This window comes from Conexibacter woesei DSM 14684, assembly GCF_000025265.1.
In the GTDB taxonomy this organism is placed as follows: Bacteria; Actinomycetota; Thermoleophilia; order Solirubrobacterales; family Solirubrobacteraceae; genus Conexibacter; species Conexibacter woesei.
In genome coordinates this window covers 4,139,231-4,164,964 of the sequence record NC_013739.1, presented here as the reverse complement: position 1 = coordinate 4,164,964, position 25,734 = coordinate 4,139,231, and the positions used below count along the sequence as shown (strand labels likewise).

At 72.0% G+C, this 25,734-nt stretch carries 23 protein-coding genes and 2 tRNA genes; 11 read left to right on the top strand and 14 right to left on the bottom strand.

The annotated features are described in order from the left end of the window. Window positions 1–92: 92 nt before the first annotated feature. From CWOE_RS19655 to CWOE_RS19645, 3 genes are all read left to right on the top strand, one after another. Window positions 93–1,364 carry a S1C family serine protease gene (locus CWOE_RS19655; RefSeq protein WP_012935390.1) on the top strand — a complete coding sequence of 424 codons (1,272 nt, stop codon included), beginning with the start codon at window positions 93–95 and terminating at the stop codon, window positions 1,362–1,364. A 156-nt stretch (window positions 1,365–1,520) separates the two neighbouring features. Then, entirely contained in the window at window positions 1,521–1,910 is a 390-nt protein-coding gene (locus CWOE_RS19650; RefSeq protein WP_012935389.1) for a co-chaperone GroES, read from the top strand. A 10-nt stretch (window positions 1,911–1,920) separates the two neighbouring features. Continuing rightward, window positions 1,921–2,682: a sulfite exporter TauE/SafE family protein gene (locus tag CWOE_RS19645; RefSeq protein WP_012935388.1), complete on the top strand. Its 762-nt coding sequence runs from the start codon at window positions 1,921–1,923 to the stop codon at window positions 2,680–2,682. 18 nt (window positions 2,683–2,700) lie between these two features. On the opposite strand, the gene CWOE_RS19640 is transcribed toward CWOE_RS19645, so the two are convergent. The 6 genes from CWOE_RS19640 to CWOE_RS19615 form a co-directional block, all read right to left on the bottom strand. Further along, the gene (locus CWOE_RS19640; RefSeq protein WP_012935387.1) at window positions 2,701–2,988 is read right to left on the bottom strand and encodes a HesB/YadR/YfhF-family protein; all 288 of its coding nucleotides are present in this window, start codon (window positions 2,986–2,988) and stop codon (window positions 2,701–2,703) included. A gap of 33 nt (window positions 2,989–3,021) precedes the next feature. Then, window positions 3,022–5,727, bottom strand: a complete 2,706-nt coding sequence (ptsP, locus tag CWOE_RS19635) for a phosphoenolpyruvate--protein phosphotransferase (RefSeq protein WP_012935386.1) — start codon at window positions 5,725–5,727, stop codon at window positions 3,022–3,024. Between the two features lie 67 nt (window positions 5,728–5,794). Beyond that, the gene (glpK, locus tag CWOE_RS19630) at window positions 5,795–7,294 is read right to left on the bottom strand and encodes a glycerol kinase GlpK (protein WP_012935385.1); all 1,500 of its coding nucleotides are present in this window, start codon (window positions 7,292–7,294) and stop codon (window positions 5,795–5,797) included. 12 nt (window positions 7,295–7,306) lie between these two features. Then, window positions 7,307–7,936 (bottom strand): dihydroxyacetone kinase subunit DhaL, encoded by a 630-nt coding sequence (gene dhaL, locus CWOE_RS19625; RefSeq protein ID WP_012935384.1) that lies wholly within the window; start codon window positions 7,934–7,936, stop codon window positions 7,307–7,309. Next, on the bottom strand, window positions 7,937–8,938 hold the full coding sequence (gene dhaK, locus CWOE_RS19620) for a dihydroxyacetone kinase subunit DhaK (RefSeq protein WP_012935383.1): 1,002 nt from the start codon (window positions 8,936–8,938) through the stop codon (window positions 7,937–7,939). Next, a complete protein-coding gene (locus CWOE_RS19615; RefSeq protein WP_012935382.1) occupies window positions 8,935–9,951 on the bottom strand; it encodes an MIP/aquaporin family protein in 1,017 nt (338 codons plus the stop codon). The genes dhaK and CWOE_RS19615 overlap by 4 nt, the downstream gene beginning before the upstream one ends. A gap of 57 nt (window positions 9,952–10,008) precedes the next feature. On the opposite strand from CWOE_RS19615, the gene glpD reads away from it, so the two are divergent. Further along, entirely contained in the window at window positions 10,009–11,640 is a 1,632-nt protein-coding gene (gene glpD / locus CWOE_RS19610) for a glycerol-3-phosphate dehydrogenase (protein ID WP_012935381.1), read from the top strand. Here the strand turns inward: glpD and CWOE_RS19605 are convergent. Together CWOE_RS19605 and CWOE_RS19600 are read right to left on the bottom strand one after the other, a co-directional pair. Further along, window positions 11,637–11,828 carry a hypothetical protein gene (locus tag CWOE_RS19605; protein ID WP_012935380.1) on the bottom strand — a complete coding sequence of 64 codons (192 nt, stop codon included), beginning with the start codon at window positions 11,826–11,828 and terminating at the stop codon, window positions 11,637–11,639. The two genes, glpD and CWOE_RS19605, sit on opposite strands and share 4 nt — an antisense overlap. 64 nt (window positions 11,829–11,892) lie before the next feature. Further along, the gene (locus CWOE_RS19600) at window positions 11,893–12,462 is read right to left on the bottom strand and encodes a DoxX family protein (protein WP_012935379.1); all 570 of its coding nucleotides are present in this window, start codon (window positions 12,460–12,462) and stop codon (window positions 11,893–11,895) included. Window positions 12,463–12,555: 93 nt separating this feature from the next. Here CWOE_RS19600 and CWOE_RS19595 point away from each other — a divergent pair, with 93 nt between their 5' ends. Then, window positions 12,556–13,500, top strand: a complete 945-nt coding sequence (locus CWOE_RS19595) for a TIGR03560 family F420-dependent LLM class oxidoreductase (RefSeq protein WP_012935378.1) — start codon at window positions 12,556–12,558, stop codon at window positions 13,498–13,500. A 49-nt stretch (window positions 13,501–13,549) separates the two neighbouring features. After that, entirely contained in the window at window positions 13,550–14,575 is a 1,026-nt protein-coding gene (locus CWOE_RS19590; protein WP_012935377.1) for a glycosyltransferase family protein, read from the top strand. Here the strand turns inward: CWOE_RS19590 and CWOE_RS19585 are convergent. The 3 genes from CWOE_RS19585 to CWOE_RS19575 form a co-directional block, all read right to left on the bottom strand. After that, a complete protein-coding gene (locus CWOE_RS19585) occupies window positions 14,566–15,210 on the bottom strand; it encodes a response regulator (RefSeq protein ID WP_012935376.1) in 645 nt (214 codons plus the stop codon). The genes CWOE_RS19590 and CWOE_RS19585 overlap by 10 nt on opposite strands. Before the next feature lie 25 nt (window positions 15,211–15,235). Beyond that, window positions 15,236–16,522 carry a sensor histidine kinase gene (locus tag CWOE_RS19580; protein ID WP_012935375.1) on the bottom strand — a complete coding sequence of 429 codons (1,287 nt, stop codon included), beginning with the start codon at window positions 16,520–16,522 and terminating at the stop codon, window positions 15,236–15,238. A gap of 177 nt (window positions 16,523–16,699) precedes the next feature. Then, window positions 16,700–16,783 (bottom strand) — tRNA-Leu (locus tag CWOE_RS19575). A gap of 109 nt (window positions 16,784–16,892) precedes the next feature. On the opposite strand from CWOE_RS19575, the gene CWOE_RS19570 reads away from it, so the two are divergent. Then, window positions 16,893–16,965: transfer RNA gene (locus CWOE_RS19570), tRNA-Glu, on the top strand. A gap of 305 nt (window positions 16,966–17,270) precedes the next feature. On the opposite strand, the gene CWOE_RS19565 is transcribed toward CWOE_RS19570, so the two are convergent. Then, window positions 17,271–17,924 (bottom strand): esterase/lipase family protein, encoded by a 654-nt coding sequence (locus CWOE_RS19565; protein ID WP_012935374.1) that lies wholly within the window; start codon window positions 17,922–17,924, stop codon window positions 17,271–17,273. A gap of 135 nt (window positions 17,925–18,059) precedes the next feature. On the opposite strand from CWOE_RS19565, the gene CWOE_RS32920 reads away from it, so the two are divergent. Further along, window positions 18,060–18,713 (top strand): phospholipase D-like domain-containing protein, encoded by a 654-nt coding sequence (locus tag CWOE_RS32920; protein WP_148261084.1) that lies wholly within the window; start codon window positions 18,060–18,062, stop codon window positions 18,711–18,713. On the opposite strand, the gene CWOE_RS19555 is transcribed toward CWOE_RS32920, so the two are convergent. Then, complete coding sequence (locus tag CWOE_RS19555; protein WP_012935372.1) at window positions 18,698–19,375, bottom strand: hypothetical protein; 678 nt, start codon at window positions 19,373–19,375, stop codon at window positions 18,698–18,700. The two genes, CWOE_RS32920 and CWOE_RS19555, sit on opposite strands and share 16 nt — an antisense overlap. Window positions 19,376–19,836: 461 nt before the next feature. On the opposite strand from CWOE_RS19555, the gene CWOE_RS19550 reads away from it, so the two are divergent. Continuing rightward, on the top strand, window positions 19,837–21,771 hold the full coding sequence (locus tag CWOE_RS19550) for a PKD domain-containing protein (protein ID WP_012935371.1): 1,935 nt from the start codon (window positions 19,837–19,839) through the stop codon (window positions 21,769–21,771). Between the two features lie 161 nt (window positions 21,772–21,932). On the opposite strand, the gene CWOE_RS19545 is transcribed toward CWOE_RS19550, so the two are convergent. Continuing rightward, entirely contained in the window at window positions 21,933–22,865 is a 933-nt protein-coding gene (locus CWOE_RS19545) for a nitrilase-related carbon-nitrogen hydrolase (RefSeq protein WP_012935370.1), read from the bottom strand. Window positions 22,866–23,036: 171 nt separating this feature from the next. On the opposite strand from CWOE_RS19545, the gene CWOE_RS19540 reads away from it, so the two are divergent. Both CWOE_RS19540 and CWOE_RS19535 read left to right on the top strand, forming a co-directional pair. Then, window positions 23,037–23,900, top strand: a complete 864-nt coding sequence (locus tag CWOE_RS19540) for a polysaccharide deacetylase family protein (protein ID WP_012935369.1) — start codon at window positions 23,037–23,039, stop codon at window positions 23,898–23,900. A 40-nt stretch (window positions 23,901–23,940) separates the two neighbouring features. Then, window positions 23,941–25,719: a LuxR C-terminal-related transcriptional regulator gene (locus tag CWOE_RS19535; RefSeq protein WP_012935368.1), complete on the top strand. Its 1,779-nt coding sequence runs from the start codon at window positions 23,941–23,943 to the stop codon at window positions 25,717–25,719. Window positions 25,720–25,734: the final 15 nt, after the last annotated feature.

Here is a 25,734-nt window from a genome sequence, read left to right as displayed (position 1 = left end):
CGCACCGGCGTTCAGCTTGCTCTTAGGAGCCTTTCGCCCCCGCTTACTTTCTGTTCAGTGACTGCTCAGGGTCATGACGCATCCTGATCGTCATGAACTCATCCAAGGCCATCGTCACCCTCGCCGCGGCGGCCGTGCTCGGCGCCGCGGGCGGCGCTGCGGTCGTGGGCGTCGCCGGCGACGGCGGCGGCTCGACCAAGACGGTGCTCGAGCCGGCTGCGGCACAGCCGCAGCCCGTCAGCGTCGCGCAGAGAAACGGCGACGCACTCACCCCCAAGCAGGTCTACTCGCTCGCGAGAGACTCGGTCGTGTTCATCACCTCCGACGTCACCGAGCAGGGTCAGTCCGGTCAGGCGACCGGCTCCGGCTTCGTCATCTCCAAGGACGGCTACATCGTCACCAACGCGCACGTCGTCAACGGCGCGTCGAAGGTCACCGTGAAGATCGGTGACGGGCAGACGCAGGACGCCGAGATCGTCGGCAAGGACGAATCGACCGACATCGCACTGCTGAAGGTGAGCGGCAGCGACGACCTCAAGCCGCTGCAGTTCGCCGACTCCGACAAGATCTCCGTCGGCGACCCGATGTACGCGATCGGCAACCCGTTCGGCCTCGACCGCACGCTCACGACCGGCGTCGTCTCCGCGCTCCAGCGGCAGATCACGGCGCCCAACGGCTTCTCGATCGACGGCGTGATCCAGACCGACGCGCCGATCAACCCTGGCAACTCGGGCGGCCCGCTGCTCGACGCCCACGGCGAGGTGGTCGGCGTCAACTCGCAGATCCTCAACGGCGGCGGCAGCTCCAGCGAGGGCAACGTCGGCATCGGCTTCGCGGCACCGTCGAACACGGTCAAGAACGTCGTCGAGCAGCTGCGGCAGAACGGCTCGGTCGAGCACGCCTACCTCGGCGTCCAGATGGGCGACGCGGCGAGCGGCGGCGGCGCGCAGGTCGGCGCCGTGACCCCGGACGGCCCGGCCGCCGCGGGCGGTGTCCAGCAGGGCGACGTGATCACCAGCTTCGACGGCAAGACCGTCACCGACGCCGCCTCGCTGTCGAGCATGGTCAACGCCAAGCAGGTCGGCGACAAAGTCGAGCTGGAGGTTCGCCGCGGCGACGGCGAGCAGACGCTCAGCGTGACGCTCGCCGCGCAGCCCGCCTCGGCGAGCAGCGCGCAGCAGCAGAGCCAGGTCGATCCGCAGCAGCAGGTCGATCCCAACCAGCAGGTGGACCCGCAGCAGCAGGTGGACCCGCAGCAGCAGGTGGATCCGAACCAGCAGGTCGATCCGCAGCAGCAGGTCGATCCCAACGGCGGCCAGCAGCAGATCGACCCGCGCGACCTGCTCGAGCAGCTCATGCCCTGACCCAGCTTTTACAAGCTTCTCGCTCCGCACGCTCGCAACCCCCCGTGCCGACGGAGCGGGATCCGCGCGCCCGGCAGACTCCCCTTGCTGTCGGGCGCGCAACCCAAGAGCCCGGCTCAGAACCCCCTTTCTGAGTCGGGCTCCTATCCTTGCCCGATGCGGAATCAGCTGCGCCCCCTCTTCGACCGTGTCGTCATCAAGGAGCTCGAGCCCGATCGCGTTCGCGAGTCCGGGCTCGTCGTGCCGGCGGGCACCCATGAGCCCCCGCCGCAGCACGGCATCGTGCTCGCCGTCGGCCAGGGACTCGACTGGTGGCAGCACGTCGGCGTCACGATGCCGGTCAGACCCGGCGACCACGTCGTCTTCCCGGCATCGGCCGGCGCGTGGGTCGAGGTCGACGAGGAGCGGCTGCTCGTTTGCCGCGTCGGCGAGCTGCTGGGCGTGCTCGAATCGGTCAGGGACTGCCGGCGCTGCGCCGAGCATCCGCTCGCGCCCGGCGACACGTGCAGCGTCTGCGGGCGCACCCAGCGCCTGATCACGGATTGAACGACCGCTCGTGTCGCTGCTGGAGGCGCTGCTCGTGCTCGCCGCCGGCGTCGGCGCAGGCACGATCAACGTGATCGTCGGCAGCGGCACGCTGCTGACGTTCCCGGTGCTGCTCGCCGTCGGCTACCCGCCGATCACGGCGAACGTGTCGAACTCGCTCGGGCTCGTGCCCGGCTCGCTGTCGGGTGCGTACGGCTACCGCCGCGAGCTGCGCGGACAGGGCCGGCGGATCCTCCGCTACGGCACCGCCTCGTTCGTCGGCGCGGTCACCGGCGCGCTGCTGCTGTTCCAGCTCCCGGCCGCCGCGTTCGACGCGATCGTGCCGGTGATGATCGCGCTCGCGCTGCTGCTGGTGATCTTCCAGCCGCGGATCGCGACCGCGCTCGCGGCGCGCCGCGAGCCCGGCGGTCATCCGCGCGAGGGCGGCCCGCTCGCGTTCGCGCTCGGCTACGGCACCGGCGTCTACGGCGGCTACTTCGGCGCCGCGCAGGGGATTCTGCTGCTGGCGATCTTCGGCCTCGCGCTCGACGACGACATGCAGCGCGTCAACGCGCTGAAGAACGTGCTGGCGATGATCGTCAACCTGACGGCCGGGATCGTCTTCCTGTTCGTCGCCCACGTCGCGTGGGAGGCCGTCGCGCTGCTGGCCGTCGGCTCCGCGGCCGGGGGCCAGCTCGGCGCCCGCATCGGGCGCCGCCTGCCGCCCGACGTGCTGCGGGCCGTGATCGTCGTCGTCGGCGTGACGGCGATCGTGCAGCTGCTGGCGCGCTGAGCGCAGCGCGCCGCGTCGCTACGGCTGCTCGCCGATGTAGAAGCCGACGCGCGACCCGTCGATCTGCGCGTCGAGCATCTTGTCGTCGAGGATCGCCGCGGCTCTCTCCTCGACGAAGACGCGCGCGCCAGCCTCGTCGAGCACCTGATCGGAGTCGGCGGGAACCTCGGCGACGGTCACCTCGAGCGGCCCGGGCTGCTCCGCGCCCGGCTGGGTCGCGATGCGGATTCCCGCGCCGTCGGGGATGTCAGGAGCCGCGACGATGCCGCGGATCGCTTCGGCTGCGTTCTCGGTGATGGCGAGCACTGTGGTGCTCCTTCCATTCGCTGGCGGGTTGCTTCAACGCCTGCCCGCTGGTCCGTCATCGGAAACGACCAGCGCGCGGACGGCGTCAGCCGACTCCGCCGCCAGCGCCGCGTGCGCGAGCGTCTCCGCCTCGTCGGCGTCGAGCGCTCGCACCGCCGCCTTGACGGCCGGGACCGCCGGCGCCGCGACGCTCAGCTCGCGGACGCCGAGCCCGACCAGCAGGGGGATCGCGGCGGGGTCGGCGCCCAGTTCGCCGCAGACGCCGACCCAGCGGCCGTGCGCGCGGGCGGCGCTGCAGACCTCGTGCACGAGCCGCAGCACCGCGGGATGGAGGCCGTCGGCGAGGCGCGCGAGCGCGGCGTTTCCGCGCTCGGCCGCGAGCACGTACTGCGTCAGGTCGTTCGTGCCGAGCGAGAAGAAGTCGACCTCGTGCGCGAGCTGGACGGCGGTCAGCGCAGCGGCCGGGACCTCGACCATGATCCCGACCTCGAAGCCGTCTCTGAGCGGCTCGCCGACCGCCGCGCACGCCTCGTCGAGCATCCGCCGGCCGCTGCGCAGCTCGTCGATCGTGGCGATCATCGGGAACATCACCTTGACGTTCTCGTGCTCGGCCGCGGTGCGGACGATCGCGCGCAGCTGCGTTGCGAGCAGCTGCGGCCGGGCGAGCCCGAGCCGCACGCCGCGGACGCCGAGGAAGGGGTTCTGCTCGGGTGGCATGCCGAGGTAGGGGAGCGGCTTGTCGGCGCCGGCGTCGAGCGTGCGGATCACGAGCGGCCGGCCGTCGAGCGCCGCAGCGGCGGCGCCGTAGATCGCCGCCTGCTCGTCCTCGCTGGGGGCGCCGTCGCGGTCGAGGAAGGCGAACTCGGTCCGCAGCAGCCCGACGCCGTCGGCGCCGACGGCGGCCGCCTCCACGGCGTCGCCGGCGTCGCCCGCGTTCGCCGCGACCTCGATGCGGATCCCGTCGCGCGTCGCCGCCGGACGGTGCGCCGCGGCGCGCGCCTGGTCGGCGAGCGCGGCCTCGCGCGCGCGGCGCTCGGCGTACTCGCGCGCGACGTCGGGCGCGGGGGAGGGGACGAGCAGCCCGCGGTCGCCGTCGAGCGCCGCCGGCGTGCCCGCCGGCAGGTCGAGCAGCGCCGCGCCGAGCCCGACGACGGCGGGGACCCCGAGCGCGCGGGCGAGGATCGCCCCGTGCGAGGTCGGCCCGCCCTCGGCGGTCGCGATCCCGCTGACCGCGTCGCGGTCGAGCCCGGCCGCGTCGAGCGGCGTCAGCTCCCGCGCGACGAGGATGCCGGCCGCGGAGGCGGCGCCGGCTGCGCCACCGGCGCCGGCCGCTCCGGCTGCGCCGCTCGCGCCGGCTGCGCCGCTCGCGCCGGCTGCGCCGCTCGCGCCGGCTGCGCCGGCCACGCCGCTCGCTCCGGCCGTGCCGCTCGCACCCGCTGCCAGTGCGGCGAGCACGCGGCGGCCGACGTCGGCGAGGTCGCCGGCGCGCTCGCGCTGGTAGGCGTCGTCGAGGGCGCGGTAGCGGGCCGTGATCCCCTCGACGGCGTCGGCCCATGCGCGCGCGGCGCTGCTGCGCCGCTCGAAGATCGCCGCTCTCGCCGGGTCGAGCAGCGCCTCGTCGTCGAGCGCGAGCCCGAGCGCGTCGAGGATCTCGGCCTCCTCCTCGCCGACCTGCGCGGCCAGCCGCTCGCGCCGCTCGCCGATCTCGGCCTGCACGGCCGCGCGTGCGGCCGCGAGCGCCGCCCACTCCTCCTCCGGCGTGCCGCTCGGCGCGTCGTCGATCGGCGGTGGCTCGGCCGCCTCGGCGGCGATCGGCCGCAGTGGCCCAAGCGCCACGCCCGGCGAGCTCGCGATCCCGGCGAGCGTGCCCGGAGGGGAGCCCGGCGGCGCCGCCATGCCCGCGCCCGCGCCGTCCGGCGGCGCGAGCGTGTTCGGGGCGCCGATCGTCGGCGCCGGCGCGCGGCCGGCCGAGACCGGGGCGGCGGCGTCGGTCGCGACGGCGCGCAGCTGCTCCAGCGCCCGGCGGGCGTCGGGGCCGGAGGCGCGGACGACCAGCTCGTGGCCCTCGCGCACGCCGAGCGTCGCGATCGAGTTGAGCGAGCCGGCTGAAACGGGACCCGCGCCGGTCGTCCCGTTCTCCACCTCGACGCGCGCGTCGAGCGCGGCCGCGGTCCGCACGAAGCGCGCGGCCGGCCGCGCGTGCAGCCCCTGCGCGACCGTCACGACGAAGCGGTCCTCGACCGCGTCGGCGGGAGGCGCGGTCGATTGCTGGTCTGTGGGACCAGCAAACGACCGCGGCTCGGACTCGTCGCCGGCCGCCTCGCCGAGGTGCGCGGCCTTGGCGGTCAACCCGCCGCGGGCCTCCTCGGCGACCGCGTCAAGCGAGCCGCCGGCCTGGGCGGTGACGGCGGCGGCGACGGCGCCCTCGACCAACGGGGCGGGGACGAGGCGCACCTGCGCGGCAACGGCCTCATCCAACAGCTCGACGGCCATCTCGGCGCTCAGCACGGCCGAGCCGAGGTCCATCAGGACCAGGACCCCGTCGCCGGCCGCGGCGGCCTCCTCGACCGCCGCCATCACCCGCGCGGCGTCGGTGCCGAGCGGCGCCGGCTCGCCCTCGGCCGGCGGCTCCAGGCCGCCCGCCGCGACGAGCGGCACGTCGGCGGCCATCTCGCGCGCCAGCTCTACGACGCCCTCGGCGAGCCGCGCGCTGTGCGAGACGATGACGATCCCGACCACGGGGGCGCTCGCCCGCCGACCGCTCGCTCGCCGAACCGCTCGCCGACCGCGCCGACGACCGCGGCGCCTACGCTCTGATCCAGCCGAGCGTGCGCTGGACCGCTTCCTTCCACCTCGCGTAGCGGGCTTCGACGTCGCCGGAGTCCATCTTCGGCTCCCAGCGCTTGTCCTCGCCCCAGTTGCGCGTGACGTCGTCGGTGCCGGCCCAGACGCCGACCGCGATGCCGGCCGCGTAGGCGGCGCCGAGCGCCGTCGTCTCGGACACCTTCGGGCGGATCGTGGGCACGCCGAGCACGTCGGACTGGAACTGCATCAGCAGCTCGTTGTTGACCATGCCGCCGTCGACCTTCAGCTCCTTGAACGGTGCCTCGGCCGCCTCGTTGGCGGCGTCGACGACCTCGCGCGACTGCCACGCCGTCGCCTCCAGCACCGCGCGCGTGATGTGCGCCTTGTTCGAGAACGCCGTCAGGCCGACGATCACGCCGCGCGCGTCGTCGCGCCAGTACGGCGCGAACAGGCCCGAGAAGGCCGGCACGAAGTAGACGTCGCCGGTGTCCTCGACCGACGCCGCGAGCGCTTCGGAATCCGGTGCGGTTCTGATGATCCCGAGCTGGTCGCGCAGCCACTGCACGCCCGCGCCCGTCACGGCGATCGCGCCCTCCAGCGCGTAGACCGCGGGCTGGTCGCCGATCTTGTAGCCGACGGTCGTCAGCAGCTTCTGCGACGGGACCGGCTCGTTGCCGGTGTTGACGAGCAGGAACGAGCCCGTGCCGTACGTGTTCTTCGCCGTCCCCGGCTCGAAGCACGCCTGCCCGAAGAGGGCGGCCTGCTGGTCGCCGAGCACGCCGGAGACCGGCACGCCTTCGAGCACCGTCCCGTGGACGTTGCCGTAGACCTCCGACGAGGACCGGATCTCGGGCAGCATCGCCCTCGGCAGGCCCATCAGCTCCAGCACCTCGTCGGACCAGTCGAGCGTTCTGAGGTCCATCAGCATCGTGCGCGACGCGTTCGTCACGTCGGTCACGTGGACACCGCCGTTGGGCCCGCCGGTGAGGTTCCAGATCGTGTACGTGTCCATCGTGCCGAAGAGGATGTCGCCTGCCTCGGCTCGCGCCCGCACACCGTCGACGTTGTCGAGGATCCACTTCGCCTTCGGGCCGGAGAAGTACGTCGACAGTGGCAGGCCGCAGATGTGGCGGATGCGGTCCGGGCCCTCGGAGCCGCCCAGCTCGGCGACGATCGCCGACGTGCGCGTGTCCTGCCAGACGATCGCGTTGTAGACCGGTCTGCCGGTTCTGCGATCCCACAGGACGGTCGTCTCGCGCTGGTTGGTGATCCCGATCGCCTTGATGTCGGACGGCCTCACGATGCTGGCGGCGAGCGCGTCGCCGATCACCTCTCTCACGCGCATCGTGATCTCGAGCGGGTCGTGCTCGACCCAGCCGGAGCGCGGATGAATCTGTCTGTGCTCGCGCTGGCCGACCTGGACGATGTTGCCGTCCGTGTCGAAGATGATGAAGCGCGAGCTCGACGTTCCCTGGTCGATCGCGCCGACGTAGTCAGGCATGCGGTGGTCTCCTCATTCGGTCGATTCGCCCCAGGCATCCGCCGCCGTTCGCAGCAGCAGCGCCGAGGAGACGGCGCCCGGGTCAAGGTGTCCGACGCTCCGCTCGCCAAGGTAGCTGGCGCGCCCCTTTCTGGCGAGCAGCGGGATCGTCGCGTCCGCGCCGGCGTCGGCGGCGCTCGCCGCCGCTCTCAGCGCCTCGGCCAGCGAGGCGCCGTCGGCCGCCGCCGTCGCGAGCGCGTCGCGCGCCGGCAGCAGCGCGTCGACCATCGTCTTGTCGCCGGGCTCCGCCTTGCCGCGTCTCTGGACGCCGGCGGCGCCGGCCTCCAGCGCACGCGCCCACGCCGCAGCGTCCAACGAGGCACCGGCGTCTCTGAGCGCGGTCGCCATCCCGATGAAGAACGAGCCGTAGAGCGGGCCGGCCGCGCCGCCGACCGTCGAGAGCAGCGTCATCCCGACCGCTCTCAGCTCCATCGCCGGCTGGTCGGACGGCGCACCGTCGAGTCTCGCCGCGGCGGCGGCGAAGCCACGCGCCATGTTCGCGCCGTGGTCGCCGTCGCCGATGTCGGCGTCGAGCCGGTTGAGGCGGTCGCGGTGCTGCTCGAGACGGGCGGCGCTGAGCTTCACCCACTCCTGCACGGCCATCTACGCGCCCCACCGCAGCGCCGGGGTGTTGACCGGCGCGTCCCACAGCGACGTCAGCTCGTGGTCGAGCTTGAGCAGCGTCACCGAGCAGCCGGCCATCTCCAGCGAGGTGATGTAGTTGCCGACGAGCGAGCGCTCGATCCGGATGCCGCGTTCGCCGAGCAGCTGCGCGACCCGGCGGTAGACGATGTACAGCTCGATCAGCGGCGTGCCGCCCATCCCGTTGACGAACGCGAGCACGCCGTCGCCGGAGCCGAACGGCAGGTCGGTCACGATCGGCTCGACCAGCCGCGCGACGATCGCGTCGGCCGCTTCGAGCTTCATCCGCTCGCGACCGGGCTCGCCGTGGATGCCGATCCCGATCTCCATCTCGTCCTCGGCCAGCTCGAACGTCGGCGTGCCGACGTGGGGGACGACGCACGACGTCAGCGCCATCCCCATCGAGCGCGACTGGTCGTCGACGCGGCGGCACAGCGCCGCCACGTCGCCGAGCGGGCGCCCCGCCTCGGCGGCCGCGCCGCAGATCTTCTCCGCGAGCACGGTCGCGCCGACGCCGCGGCGGCCGGCGGTGTAGGTCGAGTCCTGCACGGCGACGTCGTCGTCGATGATCACCGCCTCGACCTCGACGCCCTCCGCGACCGCCAGCTCGGCGGCGGTCTCGAAGTTCATCACGTCGCCGGTGTAGTTCTTGACGATGTGCAGCACGCCGGCGCCACCGTCGACCGCCTGCGTGGCGGCGAGCATCTGGTCGGGGGTGGGGGAGGTGAAGACGGCGCCGGGGCAGGCGACGTCGAGCATGCCGGGGCCGACGAAGCCGCCGTGCATCGGCTCGTGGCCGCTGCCGCCGCCGGACAGCACGCCGACCTTCCCTCTCACGGGAGCGTCGGCGCGCACGACGTAGGCGGGTTCGAACGACACGCGGAGGCGGTCGCCGTGCGCGAGCGCGATGCCTTCCAGCGCCTCGTGGACGACGGCCTCCGGGTCGTTGATGAGCTTCTTCACGGAGCCCTCCCGGGTGGGGTGTCTCCGGGTCGGTCGCGTGCGACGTAGCCGGCGTCGGCGGCGGCGGTCGCGCCACGGCCGCCCTGCTCGACCTCCGTCGTCCCTTCCTCCTCGACGCTCGTGTCCTCGGGGACGCCGCGCGACTTCAGCACGTCGCCGATGAAGAAGTCGTAGAGGAAGGCGCCGATCGCACCGCCGACGAAGGGTCCGACGATCGGGATCCACATGTAGCTGTTGATGTTGCCGTAGTCGCCTGGGACCGCGATCGTCTTCCAGCCTTCGATCCAGGTCACGAGACGCGGGCCGAGGTCGCGGGCCGGGTTGATCGCGTAGCCGGCGTTGGCGCCGATCGAGAGGCCGATCGCCACGACGACGAAGCCGACGACCACCGGCGCGAGGTTCGACTTCGGCGGCTGGTTGGCGTTGTCGACGAGCGCGAAGATCGCGAAGACGAGCATCGCGGTGCCGACGACCTGGTCGAAGAACGGACCCCACCAGGTGCCGAAGTAGCCGGCCGGGAAGGTCGCGAAGATCGAGAACGTGCCGACGGACTCGGGTGTGCCGCGCACGATGTCTCTCGCGCGTTCGAGCGAATCTATCGACGCTCCGTACAGCTCGTAGAGCAGGAACGCGGCGACGAACGCGCCGGCGAGCTGGGCGAGCATGTACCACGGGACCTTCGCCCACGCGAAGCCGCGCTTGAGCGCGAACGCGAGCGTCACCGCCGGATTGAGGTGGGCTCCGGTGACGCCGCCGGCGACGTACACGCCGAAGGTGACGCCGAAACCCCATCCAAACGCGATGATGAGCCAGGAGGCGGTGTCGAACTGCCCGCGTCCCGACTCGGGAAGTGCCGCTACCGCCATCGCAACGGAGCCGACACCAAGGAGAATGAGGATGAATGTGCCGGCGAACTCGCCGAGCACGTCACCCCAGAGAGAGCGCCGCCAAGCTGCGTCGGGGCCAAACCGCGATGTCCCGCCAGGCTTGGGCGCTGGCTGTGTGGCGGACATGCTTTTCGCATACCCCGTTCGCACCTTCTGCAAAGCCCTGCTAAGAAGACTCACACCATGCGCAACCCTTTGCCCGATACGGCGTTCGAGCGCCCGTTCGACGTGATCGTGATCGGCGCCGGCATCAACGGCTCCGGCATCGCGCGTGATGCGGCGCTGCGCGGGCTCAGCGTGCTGCTCGTCGACAAGTGGGACATCGGCGCCGGCACGACGAGCCGCTCGACGCGCCTGGTGCACGGCGGACTCCGCTATCTGGAGCACCGCGAGCTGCCGCTCGTGCGCGAGTCGCTGCGCGAGCGGGAGGTGCTGCTGCACATCGCCCCGCACCTCGTCCACCCGCTGTCGTTCCTGCTGCCGATCTACGAGGAGCACAAGCGCGGGACGAAGATGATCCGGATGGGCATGATGGCCTACGACGCGCTGTCGCTCGACAAGTCGATGCAGCGCCACCGGATGCTCAACCGCGGAGAGGCGCTGCAGCGCGAACCGGGCCTGCGCCGCGAAGGGCTGCGCGGCGCCGCCGCCTACTACGACGCGCAGGCCGAGTATCCCGAGCGGCTGTCACTGGAGAACGCGCTCGACGCGCGCCGGCTCGGCGCGGTCGTGCTGCCGTACATGCGCGTGACCGAGCTCCAGCGCGGCGGCGCCGGGCGGGTCACCGGCGTCGGCCTCCACGACGAGCTGCACGACCGCTCCTACACCGCGCACGCGAGCGTGATCGTCAACGCCGCCGGCCCGTGGGTCGACCGCGTGCTGGGCGGGATCGAGGCGCCCGACCAACGCATGATCGGCGGCACGAAGGGCAGCCACATGGTCGTCGAGGCGTTCCCCGGCGCGCCGCGCGAGGCGGTCTACGCGGAAGCCGTCGAGGACGGCCGTCCGTACTTCGTCGTGCCGTGGAACGGCCTCTACCTGATCGGGACGACCGACTCCCGCTTCGAGGGAGACCTCGACACCGTCGCGGCGACCGATGACGAGATCGCCTATCTGATCTCGGAGACGAACAAGCTGATCCCGGAGGCCGGGCTCAGCGTCGACAAGGTCCTCTACACGTACGCGGGCGTGCGGCCGCTGCCGTCGGCGCCGGAGGGCGAGGAGGGGTCGATCACGCGCAGCCACGTGATCCACGACCACGCGCCGGGCGTCGAGGGACTGCTGTCGATCGTCGGCGGCAAGATCACGACGTACCGGCAGCTGGCCGAGGAGGTCATCGACGCGGCGGTCAAGAAGCTGGAGCGCAAGGCCGGCAAGTGCCGCACGCACCAGATTCCGCTGCCCGGCGGCACGGCGTACCCGTTCGACGAGTTCCGCGCCCGCTTCCACGCGACGAGCGGGCTGCCGCGCGAGACGGCCGACCGCCTGCTGCGGATCTACGGCACGCGCGCGGCCGAGGTGCTCGACTACGCCGACGGCCACCCGGACCTGCGCGAGCCGTTCGACCACGACACCGGCGCGATCGGCGCCGAGGTCGCGTTCTCGCTGCGGACCGAGCTGGCGGAGACGCTCGCCGACGTGCTGCAGCGGCGCACGATGGTCGGCTTCGGCTCCGAGGTCGGCCTCAACGCGGTCGACGCCGCGGCCGAGATCGCGGTCCGCCACGTCGGCTGGAGCGACGAGCGCGCCGCGAACGAGGCGGCCCGCTTCCGCGCGCAGGTCGACCTGCTGCGCCCGCGCGCCGAGCGGGTCTAGCGGTCGGAGCTCGCGGCCCGGCCGGCGAGCGCGTCCTCTGTGGTGAAGCGCGCGTCGCGCTCGGCGTCCTCGTCGCGCTCACGTGGCTGGCCGTGCGCGGTCAGCTCGTGCAGGTACGTGGCGATGACGCCGAGTGCTGCGCGGTCGTGGCGCGTCGTTGCGCCTGTGGCGATCGCAGTCGTGGTCATGGGCCCTCCTTGGTTCGAAACTTGTCGAACAAGACGCTAGCAGCTTCGTTCGACGAACTTCGAACTATCTCGCGTCGGGGGCGTCGGGCGCATCTGACGCGGCCGCGTCGGCCGGAGGCGCCGGCTCGGCGGCGGCCTGCCGCGCGGCGGCGTTGCGGCGGCCCTGCGCGATCGCGACCGCCGAGCCGGCCATCCCGGCGCCGAGCTGCGCGAGCGCCCAGCCGCTGCCCCAGCGCTCGCGCCCGCGCACAGCGTCGAGCGAGAGCGCGCCCGGACCGGCATCGACGACGGCGAAGACCGTCGCGATCACGACCGCGTTGTACTCCCACCCGCCGTTGCTCGCCCACGGGCCTCTCGGGGCGTGCACGGTCGCGATCGCCGTCGTCATCGCGCCCGTCAGCCCGGCGCCGGCCAGCGGCGTGCAGAGCCCGAGCGCGAGCAGCGCGCCGCCGCCGGCCTCCGACGCGCCCGCCGCGAGCGCGTTCCGTCTGCCCGGCACGAGTCCCAGGCCCTCGAAGTACTGGCCCGTGGCGTCCGGCCCGTGGCCGCCGAACCAGCCGAACAGCTTCTGCGTCCCGTGGCCGATCATCAGGCCGCCGAGGAGCGTGCGTACGAGCAACAAGCCGAGCTTCATGCGATCGCCTCCTGCAAGGGATGTCCGCTCTCGGTTCGTCGCCGCTCGCGCGCGGATCGAAACGCGAATCGCGCGAGCGGGTAGGTTGCGGGGATGCTGCTCTCGGTCATGATCGAAGGCCAGGAGGACGTCACCTGGCCGCACTGGACAGCGCTCGCCGAGACGGTGGAGCGGCTTGGCTACATGGGGCTGTTCCGCTCCGACCACTACCTCTCGGTCGCCGGCCGCAGCGAGCGCGGCTCGCTCGACGCGTGGGGGACGATCTGCGCGCTGGCCGCGGTCACGAGACGGATCCGCCTCGGCACGATCGTCTCGCCGGCGTCGTTCCGTCATCCGTCGGTGCTGGCGAAGCTGGTCGTGACGGCCGACCACATCTCCAGAGGCCGCGCCGAGCTGGGGCTCGGCGCCGGCTGGCTGGAGATCGAGCACCGGCGCTACGGCTTCCCGTTCCGGCCCGCGCGCGAGCGCTTCGACGTGCTCGAGGAGCAGCTGGAGATCGTCACGCGCACGTGGGCCGGCGAGCCGTTCTCGTTCCACGGCGCGCACTACGCGATCGAGCAGCTGGAGGCACGCTTCCGGCCGTTGCAGGACCCGCGCCCGCTGCTGCGGATCGGCGGCAAGGGCAGACCGCGCGGCATGGCGCTCGCCGCGCGCTGGGCGGACGACTACAACACCGTCTACGCCTCGCCGGCGAGCTGCCGCGAGATCCGCGCCGCGCTCGACGATGCGTGCGTGGCGGCCGGCCGCGACCCGGCGTCGCTGACGCTGTCGCTGATGACCGGCTTCGTCGTCGGCCGTGACCGTGACGAGCTGCTGGCACGCGCGCAGCGGATCCTCGTCGCGACCGGCCGCGAGGACGCCGACGTCGAGGCGGCCCTCGCGGAGCTGTCGCAGACGTGGCTCGTCGGCACGCCGGACGAGATCGCCGCACGGCTCGACGAGTACCGCGACGCCGGCGTCGTGCACGCGATGCTCCAGCACAACCTGTTCGAGGACGATGCGGCGCTGGAGCTGATCGCCGCGCGGCTGCTCGCGTAGCACTGGAACCGTCACGCGCGGCGGCGCGCTCAGGCATGCTGCGCAGAGCATGCGCATCGGGGCGATCTGCGAATGGAAGGTCAACGCGCACTACCGGCACCTGATCCCGCTGGAGGCGCTGAGCGCGCGCGGGCACGAGGTCGTCCACGCGACCGAGGGCCTGTCGAGATCCGAGGCGCGCTCGCGTCCGGAGCTGCTGCGCGGCTGCGACGTCGTGCTCGCCTACCGCGTCCTGGAGCCGCATGAGCTGAAGGGCGTCCTGACCGCGGTGCAACGCGGCGCCGCGTTCGTCTGGGACACCGACGACGACCTCAGCACGCTGCCGAGAGAGAGCCCGTACTACAGATCCGCGGGCGGGCTCCACGCGCAGCGGATCTTCGCCTCGACGGTCAGAACCGCGCGCGAGGCGGACGTCGTCACGACCTCCACCGCGCCGCTTGCGGAGCGCTACCGCAGCGCCGGGGTCGAGCGCACCGCGGTGATCGACAACCACCTGTCGCCGAAGGCGCCCGGCGCGCGCCGGCGCGGCCACGACGGTGTCGTGATCGGCTGGACGGCCGGCCTCGAGCACGGCTCCGAGCTGCCGCGGATCCCGGTCGTCGAGACGCTGCGCCGCCTGCTCGACGCCCATCCGCAGGTGCGGGTCGAGAGCCTCGGACTCGACCTCGGGCTGCCCGCCGACCGCTACCGCCACAGCGCCGAGGTCCCGTTCGAGCGGCTGTCGGAGCACATCGGCGGATGGGACGTCGGCATCGCGCCGCTCGCGGACATCCCGTTCAACCGCACGCGCTCGAACGTGAAGCTGAAGGAGTACGGCGCGGCCGGGACGCCGTGGCTCGCGTCGCCGATAGGGCCGTACGCGGGGATGGGGGAGGCGCAGGGCGGCCGGCTCGTGCCCGATGACGGCTGGTTCGACGCGCTCGACGACCTCGTCCGCCATCGCTTCGCACGCGGGCGGCTCGGCCGCAAGGCGCGCGCGTGGGCCAAGACGCAGACGATCGGCAGCGCCGTCGACCGCTGGGAGGCGGTGCTGACGGAGGCCGTCGAGCGGCGCGCGGCGCGCCGTCAGCCCTGAAGGTAGGCGAGCACCGCGAGGACGCGCCGGTGGTCGGTGTCGGAGACCGGCAGCGAGAGCTTTCCGAAGATGTTCGAGATGTGCTTCTCGACCGCGCCTTCGGTGACGACGAGCGACGCGGCGATCGCGCCGTTGGAGCGGCCCTCGGCCATCAGCTTCAGGACCTCCCGCTCGCGCGGCGTGAGGTCGTCGAGCGGCCCGTCGTCGCCGCGGCGCGTGACGAGCTGCGCGACGACCTCGGGGTCCATCGCGGTGCCGCCGGCGGCGACCCGCTCGACCGCGTCGACGAACTCGCGCACGTCGGCGATGCGGTCCTTCAGCAGGTAGCCGACGCCGCCCTGGCCGTCGGCCAGCAGCTCGGTCGCGTACGTCTCCTCGACGTACTGGGAGACGATCAGGATCGCGGTGCCGGGGACGCGCTTGCGCGCCTCCAGCGCGGCGCGCACGCCCTCGTCCCGGAACGACGGCGGCAGCCGGACGTCGCAGACCGCGATGTCCGGCTTGTGCCCGCTGACGGCACGCACGAGCGCCTCGCCGTCCTCGACCGCCGCGACGACTTCGTGGCCGCTGTCGCGCAGCAGCCGGATCATCCCGTCGCGCAGCAGCGCGAGGTCCTCCGCGATTACGACGCGCACGCGGCGCGTTCCCGTCCAGACGTGTTCACGTCTGGCACGGTACCTCGGCGTGCAGCGTCGTGCCGCCGGAGCGCGGGCTGACGACGTGCAGCTCGCCGTCGAGCGCCTCGACGCGGCGGCGCAGCCCGAGCAGTCCGGTGCCGCCGTCGTCGGCGCCGCCGACGCCGTCGTCGGCGACCTCGACGACCAGCCGGTCGTGCTCGACCCACAGCCGCACGAGCACGCGCAGGGCGCGGCTGTGCTTGGTCGCGTTCGCCAGCGCCTCGGCGACGACGAAGTAGGCGGCGGCCTCGACCGCCGGCGGCAGCCGCTCCGGGACCTCGGCGTCGATCGTGACCGACAGCGGGCTGCGGGCGGCGAGCGCGGTGACGGCCGCCTCCAGACCGCGATCGGTGAGGATCGGCGGGTGGATCCCGCGGGCGAGGTCGCGCAGCTCGGTCAGCGCGGTCTTCGCCTCGCCGCGTGCCTCCGCCAGCAGCTCGCGCGCCTGGTCGGGGTCGCTGTCGAACTTGTCCTCCGCCATCCCGAGGTTCAGCGCGAGCGCGACGAGCCGCGCCTGCGCGCCGTCGTGGAGGTCGCGCTCGATCCGCTGCAGCTCGGCGGCCTGCGCGCTGACGGCACCGGCGCGCGTCGTCGTCAGCACCTCGACGCGCTCCTCGAGCGCCTCGTTGCGGCTCGGCCGCAGCAGCGGCCGCATCATCGCCAGCTCGGCGACAGTGAGGCCACGGCCGATCCAGCCGGCGACCGGGATCAGCAGGATGCCGAACACCGTCGTCATCAGTGCGAGCGGGAGGCTGGTGACCTCGTAGAGGCCCCAGTCGGACGGCTCGGGCAGCGCCCAGTACCAGAGCGGCTGGGTGATCAGCGACAGGACGGCGCCCCACAGCGACAGCGCGAGGACCGAGATGCCGAAGCCGAGCGTGCCGCAGAGGAACGTCCAGGCGAAGTCCTTCCAGGTGCCCGGATCCTTCGCCATGAACTTGAGCCGGTCGAACCATCCGCTGCCGCGGGGCGCGTCGCGATATTGCTCGGGGATCGGCTCGTCGAGGATCAGCGCAGCACGGCGGCGCTCTATCCGCGCGAACCAGCGGAAGAGGTAGAAGGAGCCGAGCGCGGCGAGGAAGCCGATCACGAAGATCGCGAGCGAAAGGCTCACGGTGACGGCGGTGACCCACAGCACGAAGCCGACGACGCTCAGCACGAGGCCGGCGCTGTGGAAGACGAAGTCGCGCACCCACTGCGTGCCGAGCGGACGCATCGTCATCGTCGGCGGGTCGAACAGCGTCGGTGCATCGTGCGTCGAGTCTGTCATGGAGAGTTCCTCAGTGCCGGATCGTGCAACATGCCTTCAGGATCGGGCGTCGGCGGCGGATCCGCCATGGCGCTCGCGGGCGTTCCGGCCTGGGGTTAACCCGACGCGCCGGGCCCGACTACGCCGGGGCGCCGGACGCGAGAACGCCGAAGGCCCGCCGGAGCGGGCCTTCGAGAGTGCGGCTGAGAGGACTCGAACCTCCACGAGGTTTCCCTCACGGCGACCTGAACGCCGCGCGTCTACCAGTTCCGCCACAGCCGCACGGAACGCATCGAAGATACACGTTCTCGCCTCGCGCGCGCGTTGTGGGTGATGCCGCCGACGCCGCGGGACGCGCCACCCGGGCCCTTTGCTACTCTCACCACCCCCTGCCGCTATCGTCTAGGGGACTAGGACGCCGCCCTCTCACGGCGGAAACCGGGGTTCGAATCCCCGTAGCGGTACCTTCAGAAAGCCCTGCGAAAGCGGGGCTTTTCTGTTGTCCGGGAGGAAGAGCGAGTGCCGGCTGCCCTCGTTCTTGCACATTCCTTGCACACCGGCGGAGCCGCCGGCCTCCGCGAGGCGCTTGGAGACCTCGGATCGAGCCGCGCGGATCGAGCAGCCCCGAGTGGCTCCCGCATTGCATTCGCACGCCAGGCGGACGACCCGATTCGACCCGCCCGTGCACGAGCAGCGCGGATCTGTCCTCCGTGGAGGAGGGCAGATCCGCAGTGATGCCGATGCGCATCCGCTGCCGTGAGGCGGCGGGCTATCTGACGAAGCTGCGCACCTGCGTGTAGACGGTCGCGTCGGTGTAGAGGTCGGAGTGGCCGATGCACGCGGTCTGCGTGTTCGTCGCTCCGGCGAGCGAGACGCTCGAGTCCGGGTCGATGACCGAGTCGCACGCCGACCACCACGTTCCGTAGGTCACGGCCCCCGGAGTCTCGTCACCGCTGTTGAGGGCGGTCAGGAAGGTCGACCCCGGCCGCATCTCGATGCACGAGGTGTTCCAGAAGCAGAGGTTTGCGGTCGTCGTGCCGTGGTTCGGTCCGCCGAGCGAGACCCAGTCGTCGACCTTCGCGGTCCCGCCGAGGTTCTTCAGGTAGTAGCGCGACGAGAGCCCGCCCATCGAGTGGGTGATCACGTCGACCTTCGCGGCGCCCGTTGCTCTGAGGATCCCGTCGACTCTCGCCGACAGCTCTCTCGCCGTCGTCGCGTTCGACTGTGCCGTGTTGTACGACCAGTTGTTCAATTCGGCCGCGGTCCAGCCGTCCGCCTGGAATCTGCCGATCATCGTGCTCCAGATCGAGCCGCTGCTGTTCCACCCGTGCACGAACAGGATCGGTTCTCTCGCGCTCGCGCTCGCGCTTCCCGCGCACACGACCGCCGCTGCGACGGCAGCTGCCAGCATTGCCTTTCGCATTACTCCCCCTTTTAGTGTTTTCCCCGTGGAAAGCGTAGCCGATCGCCGGATGGTCTTGCTGCGGCATCGCGGCTGCGCACCATCAACGAGCGGACAAACGGCATCGAGCTTCGCGCTCTGTCCGGCCTGAGCCACATGGCGTCGAAGATCGGTGTGCAGCCGCGTCTCATCGGACCTGACGACCCGGTCGATGAGGACGGGTTGGCGATCCCGACGTTCCGTACGATCGGCTTTCGGAAGAGCGGACGCGACCGCCCTCCGATCGCTCATGCGAAGCTCGCTTTGCTCGGGAACGTCTGTTGGACGGATGAGCATCCCTCCGGGGACGTGGATGACTACGTCTGGCTGTCTCCCCCCAGACGTTTGCGGGTGTCGTCGGCGAACTTCACCTACGGATCCCGCAGAAGTCTGGAGTTCGGCTACTGGACCGAGGACGAAGATCTCGTCAACGGCGTCATGCGGTTCCTCGTCGGCCTGATCGGAGCCTCAGATCGCAGCGATCCCGGAGAGCACAGAAACAGGCTCGTTGGAAGTACTGCTCACGAAGGCCTCGCGAAAGCGGGGTCTTCGTCGTTCTGGCGACGGTCCGGGCTGCTATCTCGTCGGCCCGATAAGCCGCTCGGGCGTGCCGACGCTGCGGAGGAACGCGGCCTCGGTGGGATCGCGGGGCTTGTCGCGTCTGATCGGGCCGAGGCGTGCGACGACCTGCGCGCTCTTGGCGCGACGGGTGGGTGCCTCGCGGCGCCATTGCTCGAAGGTCATCGGCTGGGTCTTCATGGCTGCTTCTGAGTGTATTCGGCACGCTGCGCGGCGCGAGCGATCTCATGCAGCTCGTCGCTCTCTGGCGGCTTGCGTCCGGCGGCGATCTCATCGGCGAGTCGGGACATCGCGTCGAGGGCGTGGACGACCCGACGACTGGCTGCACGCAAGCGCAGCTCGGACGCCTCCTCCTCTGTGAGGTGATTGAGCAGGACGAGGATCTGCTGGGCGACGATCAGGTGGCCGGTGGCTTGGAACTCGGCGAGGCGATCGAGGAGGATGTCGATGTGGGAGAGAAGGCGCGCGGTCCGTCCCGACGGAAGCGTGACCTCGGTGACGACGGCGTCAGTGTCGAGGTCTGCGCTTGGAGCTTCCAAGAAGACCTCTGAACCGGCAAGTCGCCAGTGCCGTCGATCGCGGCTCATCTCGAACCCGAGGTCGGCGAGCGTCGCTCGGAGCCGATCGGTGACCGCCATCACGACATCGATGTCGTAGGTCACGAACGCCTCGTTCTCAGTCCAGAAGTAGACCGCCATCCCACCCACGACGACCGGATGGATCCCGAGCGGCGACGCGACCTCGTCAACGACCGCGACGACTTCGAGCGTGCGCTCCGCGAGGTCGTCGATCTTCGCTGCATCGGCGAGCGCTGCGCGCAGCTCAGCGAGGTGCGGGTCGTTGTTCTCGCTCACGCGACGAACCTACTCTGCGACCCGGCCGACAGCGAGATCGGCTCGCCCAGGATCGTCACCTCCGGGTTTGACTTACGACCCGGTGGGTGTACTGCAAGAAAGCCCTGCGAAAGCGGGGCTTTTCTGTTGTCCGGGAGGAAGAGCGAGTGCCGGCGGACCGCGTTCTTGTACGGTCCCGCGAGGGGATCGTGCCGGCAGCGCGGCGCACGCGGAGGGCCTGGAGCGAATCGGGCGCACCGCTCAAGTCGATCCACGGGATTGCCGAGATTCAGAGCGCGGCGCGCCCGTGCGCGGCGCGCCCTGCTTCCAGCCGTTCGACCCAAGGAATGCGCATGTCAGTTCGCTCGTCCAGTCCCCCGAGGCCGCGTCGCCGCCGCCGGCTCGCGGCCGCCGCGCTCGCGTCGGCGACATTGCTGTCAGCGCCTACGGCGGCGCACGCAGTCGGATGGGTCGAGGGTCCGGTGTTCTCTCCTGGGCCGTGGACCGTTGCGCCCGACCTCGCCGGGGCGCCGGACGGCTCGTCGACGCTGGTGTGGCTCGAGACGCCGCCCAACCCGAGAGACCCCACGCAGCCGCCCGCTCCGCTCGTGAAGGTGCAGCGGGCAGCGATCGACGGGACGACCGGCGCGGTCTTCGACGTCGGGGCGATCGTGGAGAGATACGTGCCGTCCGGCGTCCCGATCGACGTTCCGATCGTCGCGACCGGTGCGGGCGGCGTCACCGCGGTCGCATGGACCTACACCCCGGAGAGAGGCGCTCCGCAGGTCAAGCTCGCGTTCGTCGGCGCCTCCGGCGAGCCGGGGCCGGTCGTGGCGGTCGGCGACGCGCTGGCGGACGGTCTGGTGGGCTCGGCGCCGCTCTCGCTCGGCGTCGACGGCAACGGCACGGCGACCCTCGTCTGGGAAGGGCCGAACCCCGGCAGAGGCGGGGCTCCCGCCGTGTTCGCGGCGCGCGTCGCTCCCGGCGCAGCGGTCAGAGCGACGCTCGTCGCGGCGCTGACCGCTCCGATGAGCATGCCGCAGGTCGCCGTCGCTCCGAGCGGCGTCGCCTGGGTCACCTGGCGCGACCAGACCGAGGACGCGCAGGTCGCGCGTCTCGCGGCCGACGGGACGCTCGACGGCCCGCAGTCGATCGGCGAGAGAACCGCAGGTCCTGCGGTCGTCGCCGGAACGGCCGGCGCTGTCGCCGCCGCGACCGACAGCAGAACGGGCGGCGTCGTCGGCGTGCGCCTGCCGGCGGCAGGACCCCTGCTCGCCGGCACCTTCCAGGGCGGCTCGTCGGCGCCCGCGCCCGACCCCAGAAGTCTCGTGCCGACGATCGCGTTGCCGCCGGCGCTGGCGCTCGGTCCCGACGGCACCGTCTCGGTCGCCCGCACCGTCGCGGACGCGACCGACTTCACCTCGATCAGATTCGACTACCTGCGGTTCCAGCAGGGGGCGACGACCGGCTCCCCGCAGCCGCTCGCCGAGCCGCCTGCCGGCGGCGCCGCGTACCTGCCCGCGCTCGCCTCGGCCCCGAACGGCACGGTGCTCGCCACATGGGCGCAGACGAGAAGAGGCGTCGCCATCGCGGCACCGGCGTTCGCCCGCATCGTGGCGCCCGACGGCTCGCTCGGGCCGAACCTGGACGTGAGGGCGCAGACGGTGCTCGGGGCGTCCGGGGGCATGCTCAGCTCGCCGCTGATGCCCGCCATCACCGACGCCGGCGCCGCCATCATCGGCGTCCCGTCGAGCTTCCAGTCGCTGCCGGGCAGCGGGTTCGAGACGCGCGTGCTCGACGCGCGTGCGCCGGTCGTCAGCGCGAACGTGCCGGCGTCGGCCGTCGCCGGCACGCCGGTCGCGTTCAGCGCGACCGCGTCCGACCCGGCAGGGATCCGGATGTCCTGGGACTTCGGCGACGACAGCGGCTCGCAGCGAGCGTCGGTGAGCCATCGCTACGCCGAGCCGGGCACCTACGCCGTCACGCTGACGGTGACGGACGGCGCCGACAACCAGACGGTCGTCACGCGGAAGCTGACGATCACGCCGCGCGTCGCCCCTCCGGCGCCGAGAAGAGCCGCCGCGTTGAAGGTCGCCAGAGCGAATCGGAGAGGCGCGCGCGTGGTCGTCGGCGGCAGCATCGCCCGCAGCGCGGGCGGCACGGTCACGATCGTCTACAGCCAGAGGATCGGCCGCAGAACACTCACGGCGAGAAAGACCGCCACGATCGTGAGAGGCCGCTGGAGCGCGACCCTGCGACTGACCGGCAGACTCGCGCGCGCGACCGGCCGAGCGAAGGTCACCGTCTCCTACGCAGGCGACGCCGACACGCAGAGAGCGACCGCCGCGCGCGCGGTCACGAAGGCCAGATCGAAGCTGAAGAAGCCCCAGAAGAAGAACGCGAGAGGCCGCCGCTGAGCGGCCGCCCCATCACCGACGGCGGGCTTGGCGCCGCCAAGCCGCGCCGCCGGATACCTCAGAAGCGGTTATCAGCCGGTCCGGGATGACTCCCCGCGCACAACCCGCCCGCCGAGGCGGGTTGTGTCGTTCTGGAGTGCTCGGTGGTCGAACCCGGCGGGTCATCTGGTCGGGCCGATGAGTCGCTCGGGCGTGCCGATGCTGCGCAAGAACTCGGCCTCGGTGGGTCCCGAGGCGTGGTGCCGCCACGAGGCGTACAGCTCGCGCCGGCGCCGGCGGTCGTTGTACGGCCGCACGTCGCCGGTGTCGCGGTTGTCGTGGAGCGCCTCGAGCGAGACGTCGGCGATGGCGGCCGCCGCCTCGTTGGCGGGCGTCTCGGCGATCACGCCGTTGGCTGGCCATGGGGCGTGGCACGGGCCGAGGACGCTCGCGCGTGCCCAGGCGCTCGGGACGGGTCCGAAGGAGGTGCCGTACGTGCCGGCGTGCAGCGCGAAGACCTGGTTCTCGACGCAGCGCGCCGCGACGCACGTGCGCACACGCCAGAAGCCCGCCTCGGTGGCCGTGTAGGACGGGCACGCGATGATGTCGGCGCCGCGCTCGACGAGCGCGGTGACGAGCTCGGGAATCTGCACCTCGTAGCAGATCGCCAAGCCCACCTTGCCGAACGGCAGCTCGACGATCCCGAGCTCGTCCGCCTCGTCGATGCCCGCGTCCGCCTCGGCGGCGAACAGGTGCGTCTTGGCATGGGTGGCGATCAGCCCGTCCGGGCCGAAGACATGCGCGACGTTGATCAGCCTGTCGTGCTCGCGCCGCAGGTGCGAGCCGGCGACGATGTGCTGACCGCGCACCCGCGCTTCCTGCTCGAACAGCGCGAGATACTCGTCGGTGAACTCGGTCGTGCGCGCCAGCTCCCTGCCCGCGGTCGCCGACTCCCAGCCCGGGGTGAGACTGACCAGCCCGAGCGTCAAAAGCTCGGGCAGCACGACGAGGTCCGCGCCCGCCGCACGGTCGAGTGCGGTGCGCACGTCGCCGGCGAAATCGTCGAACGTGTCGAGCACGCGGGTTTCGAAGGTGCATGCGGCCAGACGTGTCATGTGGTCCATCCTTCAGGTCCGTTCGCCGGCGCGCAATCGGTCGAATGACCTATGCGGGCATCTGCCGAACGACCACTTGCCGGCCGCGCGACCGGCTTCTATCGTCGCCACGGTGCAAGGCCTCCGGCGGGGTTGTGCGCATCCAGCGATTCACGTACCGGAGGTGTCGTCATGAGCGGTGATCAGCAGCCGAAGATCTGCATCGGCTTCGACTTCGATGCCCAGAGCGTCTGGGCGGGCTCGTTCGGCCTGTCGACGCCGACCGCGCTGTCGCGCGGCGAGTTCGGACCGAGGACCGCGATGCCGCGCATCCTCGAACTGCTCGAGCGCGAGGGCGTCAGCGCGACGTTCTTCACGCCCGGGCACACGATCGACACATGGCCCGAGGTCTGCCGGCGGATCCTCGCGGATGGACATGAGCTCGGTCACCACGGCTACATGCACGAGAGCCCGGTCGCGCTCGACGAGCCGGCCGAGCGCGCGGTCATCGAGAAGGGCCTCGAGGCGATGGACCGGAACCTCGGCCACAGGCCGACGGGCTACCGCTCGCCGGCGTTCGACCTCTCGGCCAACTCGACGCGCCTGCTGCTCGAGTACGGATTCGTCTACGACTCGAGCATGATGGCCGACGACTTCACGCCCTACTGGGCGCGGACGGGCGATGTGCTGCACATGGACAGGGCGTTCGAGTTCGGTCGCGAGATCGAGCTGGTCGAGGTGCCCTGCTCCTGGTCGTTGGACGACTTCCCGCAGTTCGAGCTGGTCGTCACCCCGCCGGTCGTGATGGCCGGCATGAACGAGCCCGACAAGGTCCGGCGCATGTGGCTGGCCGACCTCGAGTTCATGGTCGAGCGCGTGCCGGGCGGCGTCTTCCCGCTGACGCTGCATCCGCAGTCGATCGGCCGCGGGGCGCGCATCAAGGTCTTGGAGGACGTGATCGCGCGCGGCAAGGAGCTCGGCGCACGCTTCTGCACCTATCACGAGGCCGCGACGACCTGGCGCGCGTCGGCGCCGCCGCCGCAGGGCGCTCGCTGAGCGCCGGCGCGCACCGCGGCTCGCCGGCTACGATGCGGCGATGCGGTGGAGTGCCGACGCACCTACGGTCGACGAGGCTGTCGCGTGGGTGCTCGCACGACCGGATCGGGAGCCGCTGCGCCAGGACGCCAGCGGCCTGCTCGAAGAGGCGCCGACGCTCGTCACCTATGCGCACGCTGCGCTCGAACTGGAGCTCGACGACGTCTCGTTCCTGTGGGAGTCGCCGCGGCTCGGTCTCCTGCAGGTCTGGATCGAGCCCGTGCGCGTGCCGTCCGGTGACGAATGGGGACGCGAGCTGACGGCGGCCCCGGCGCGCAACGAGTTCGGCCTGACGCGACGCGAGCTGCACGTGCTAACGCTGCTCGCCGGCGGCTCGAGCAACGGAGAGATCGCCGCGCAGCTCGGCACGGCGCCGCGCACGATCGGCGCGCACGTCGCGCGCCTGCTGGAGAAGCTCGACCAGAGCTCGCGCAGCGGGGCGGCCGCGGTCGCGGTCGAGCGCGGCCTGCTCTGGATGCCGCTGCCGGCGACCACTGGCACCCTGATGGGGCTGTCGGTCGGCAAGCTCGACCTGGCGGTCGCGCGCGGGCTCGCGCCGGGCAGCGCAGGGAGGCGGCCGTCGGCGCGGCGCCGCCCGACGCGCGCGCCGATCCTGCTCGGCCTCGTCGTGCCCGAGGACAACGCGACCGGCGACGGCGACGACATGCAGAAGGGCGCGGCGCTCGCGATCAACGAGCTCAACCGCCGGCAGGTCGCCGGGCGCCGGATCCAGCAGGTGGTCGTCCGCGCGGACGTCGACTCGCACGCCAGCATGGCCGCTGCGTTCGACGAGCTCAGCAGGGCCGACGTCGACGCGATCACGTTCGGCTACATCGGCAACCGGGCGGTGATCCCCGATCTGGTCGCGCACGCCGCGAGCTTCGAGTTCCCGGTGTTGCACGCGTCGACGTCGGCGCTGGCGGAGGCGGTCGTTCGCGCGAACCCGACCGAGATGGGCTCGGTCTTCCAGGTCTGCGGTTCCGAGCTCTCCTACGGCGACGGCTTCGTCCGCTTCATCGACGAGATCCGCGAGCGTCGCCTGTGGACACCGCCCAACCGGCGGATAGCGATCGTGGAGCCGATCGCGCCGATGGTCGTGATGAGCGACGAGTCGCTGGAGGCGGCCGAGCGCGGCGGCTGGCGACTGCAGCGCGTCGAACGCGATCCCGATCCGTCGGCGGACGCGGCCGACGTCGTCGACCGCATCGAGGCGATCGAGCCTGCGGTCGTCCTGCTGCCGACGTTCAGGGACGACCAGCTGCTGATCGACGTCCTGCGCGGTCTGCGCGCGCGAGCGCTGACGCCGCTCGTCTACGCCATCTACACGCCCTCGATGCCGGGGTTCCTGGAGCGCGCCGGTTCGCTCGCGGAAGGCGTGCTGTGGGCGACGGTCACCGGCCAATACGGCGACGCGTTCGGCCTGGAGTTCGAGCGCCGCTTCCGGGCGACGTACGGCCGGTCGCCCGGGCGCTCGCAGGCTGGCGTCCACTACGACATCGTCCACGTGCTCGCGCTCGCCTGGGACGGGGTCGGGCATCCGAAGGGCTACTCCGAGGTCTGCCAGGCCCTGCGCCGCGTCGTCCACCGCGGCGTCAACGGCGCGTACTGGCTGGGCGCTCCGGGGCAGACCGGGCTGACCTACCCCGACGCGACGCCCGATCCCTCGATCGGGCAGGCGCACCTCGTCCTGCAGGTTCAGCACGGCAGGCACCGCATCGTCGCGCCCGATCCCTATGCCGAGTCGACCTTCGCGGTTTCGGCGCCGGTCAGCGCCAGCTGACGCGGTGCGGCACGC

Coding starts and splice junctions, on each gene's coding strand:
- glpD (WP_012935381.1), top strand. CDS start 10,009: ATGCGCAACCCTTTGCCCGATACGGCGTTCGAGCGCCCGTTCGACGTG.
- CWOE_RS19580 (WP_012935375.1), bottom strand. CDS start 16,522: ATGACAGACTCGACGCACGATGCACCGACGCTGTTCGACCCGCCGACG.
- dhaL (WP_012935384.1), bottom strand. CDS start 7,936: ATGGCCGTGCAGGAGTGGGTGAAGCTCAGCGCCGCCCGTCTCGAGCAG.
- CWOE_RS19535 (WP_012935368.1), top strand. CDS start 23,941: ATGCGGTGGAGTGCCGACGCACCTACGGTCGACGAGGCTGTCGCGTGG.
- CWOE_RS19650 (WP_012935389.1), top strand. CDS start 1,521: ATGCGGAATCAGCTGCGCCCCCTCTTCGACCGTGTCGTCATCAAGGAG.
- CWOE_RS19545 (WP_012935370.1), bottom strand. CDS start 22,865: ATGACACGTCTGGCCGCATGCACCTTCGAAACCCGCGTGCTCGACACG.
- CWOE_RS19565 (WP_012935374.1), bottom strand. CDS start 17,924: ATGCGAAAGGCAATGCTGGCAGCTGCCGTCGCAGCGGCGGTCGTGTGC.
- CWOE_RS19540 (WP_012935369.1), top strand. CDS start 23,037: ATGAGCGGTGATCAGCAGCCGAAGATCTGCATCGGCTTCGACTTCGAT.
- CWOE_RS19615 (WP_012935382.1), bottom strand. CDS start 9,951: ATGTCCGCCACACAGCCAGCGCCCAAGCCTGGCGGGACATCGCGGTTT.
- CWOE_RS19595 (WP_012935378.1), top strand. CDS start 12,556: ATGCTGCTCTCGGTCATGATCGAAGGCCAGGAGGACGTCACCTGGCCG.
- CWOE_RS19600 (WP_012935379.1), bottom strand. CDS start 12,462: ATGAAGCTCGGCTTGTTGCTCGTACGCACGCTCCTCGGCGGCCTGATG.
- CWOE_RS19655 (WP_012935390.1), top strand. CDS start 93: ATGAACTCATCCAAGGCCATCGTCACCCTCGCCGCGGCGGCCGTGCTC.
- CWOE_RS19590 (WP_012935377.1), top strand. CDS start 13,550: ATGCGCATCGGGGCGATCTGCGAATGGAAGGTCAACGCGCACTACCGG.
- CWOE_RS19605 (WP_012935380.1), bottom strand. CDS start 11,828: ATGACCACGACTGCGATCGCCACAGGCGCAACGACGCGCCACGACCGC.
- glpK (WP_012935385.1), bottom strand. CDS start 7,294: ATGCCTGACTACGTCGGCGCGATCGACCAGGGAACGTCGAGCTCGCGC.
- CWOE_RS32920 (WP_148261084.1), top strand. CDS start 18,060: ATGGCGTCGAAGATCGGTGTGCAGCCGCGTCTCATCGGACCTGACGAC.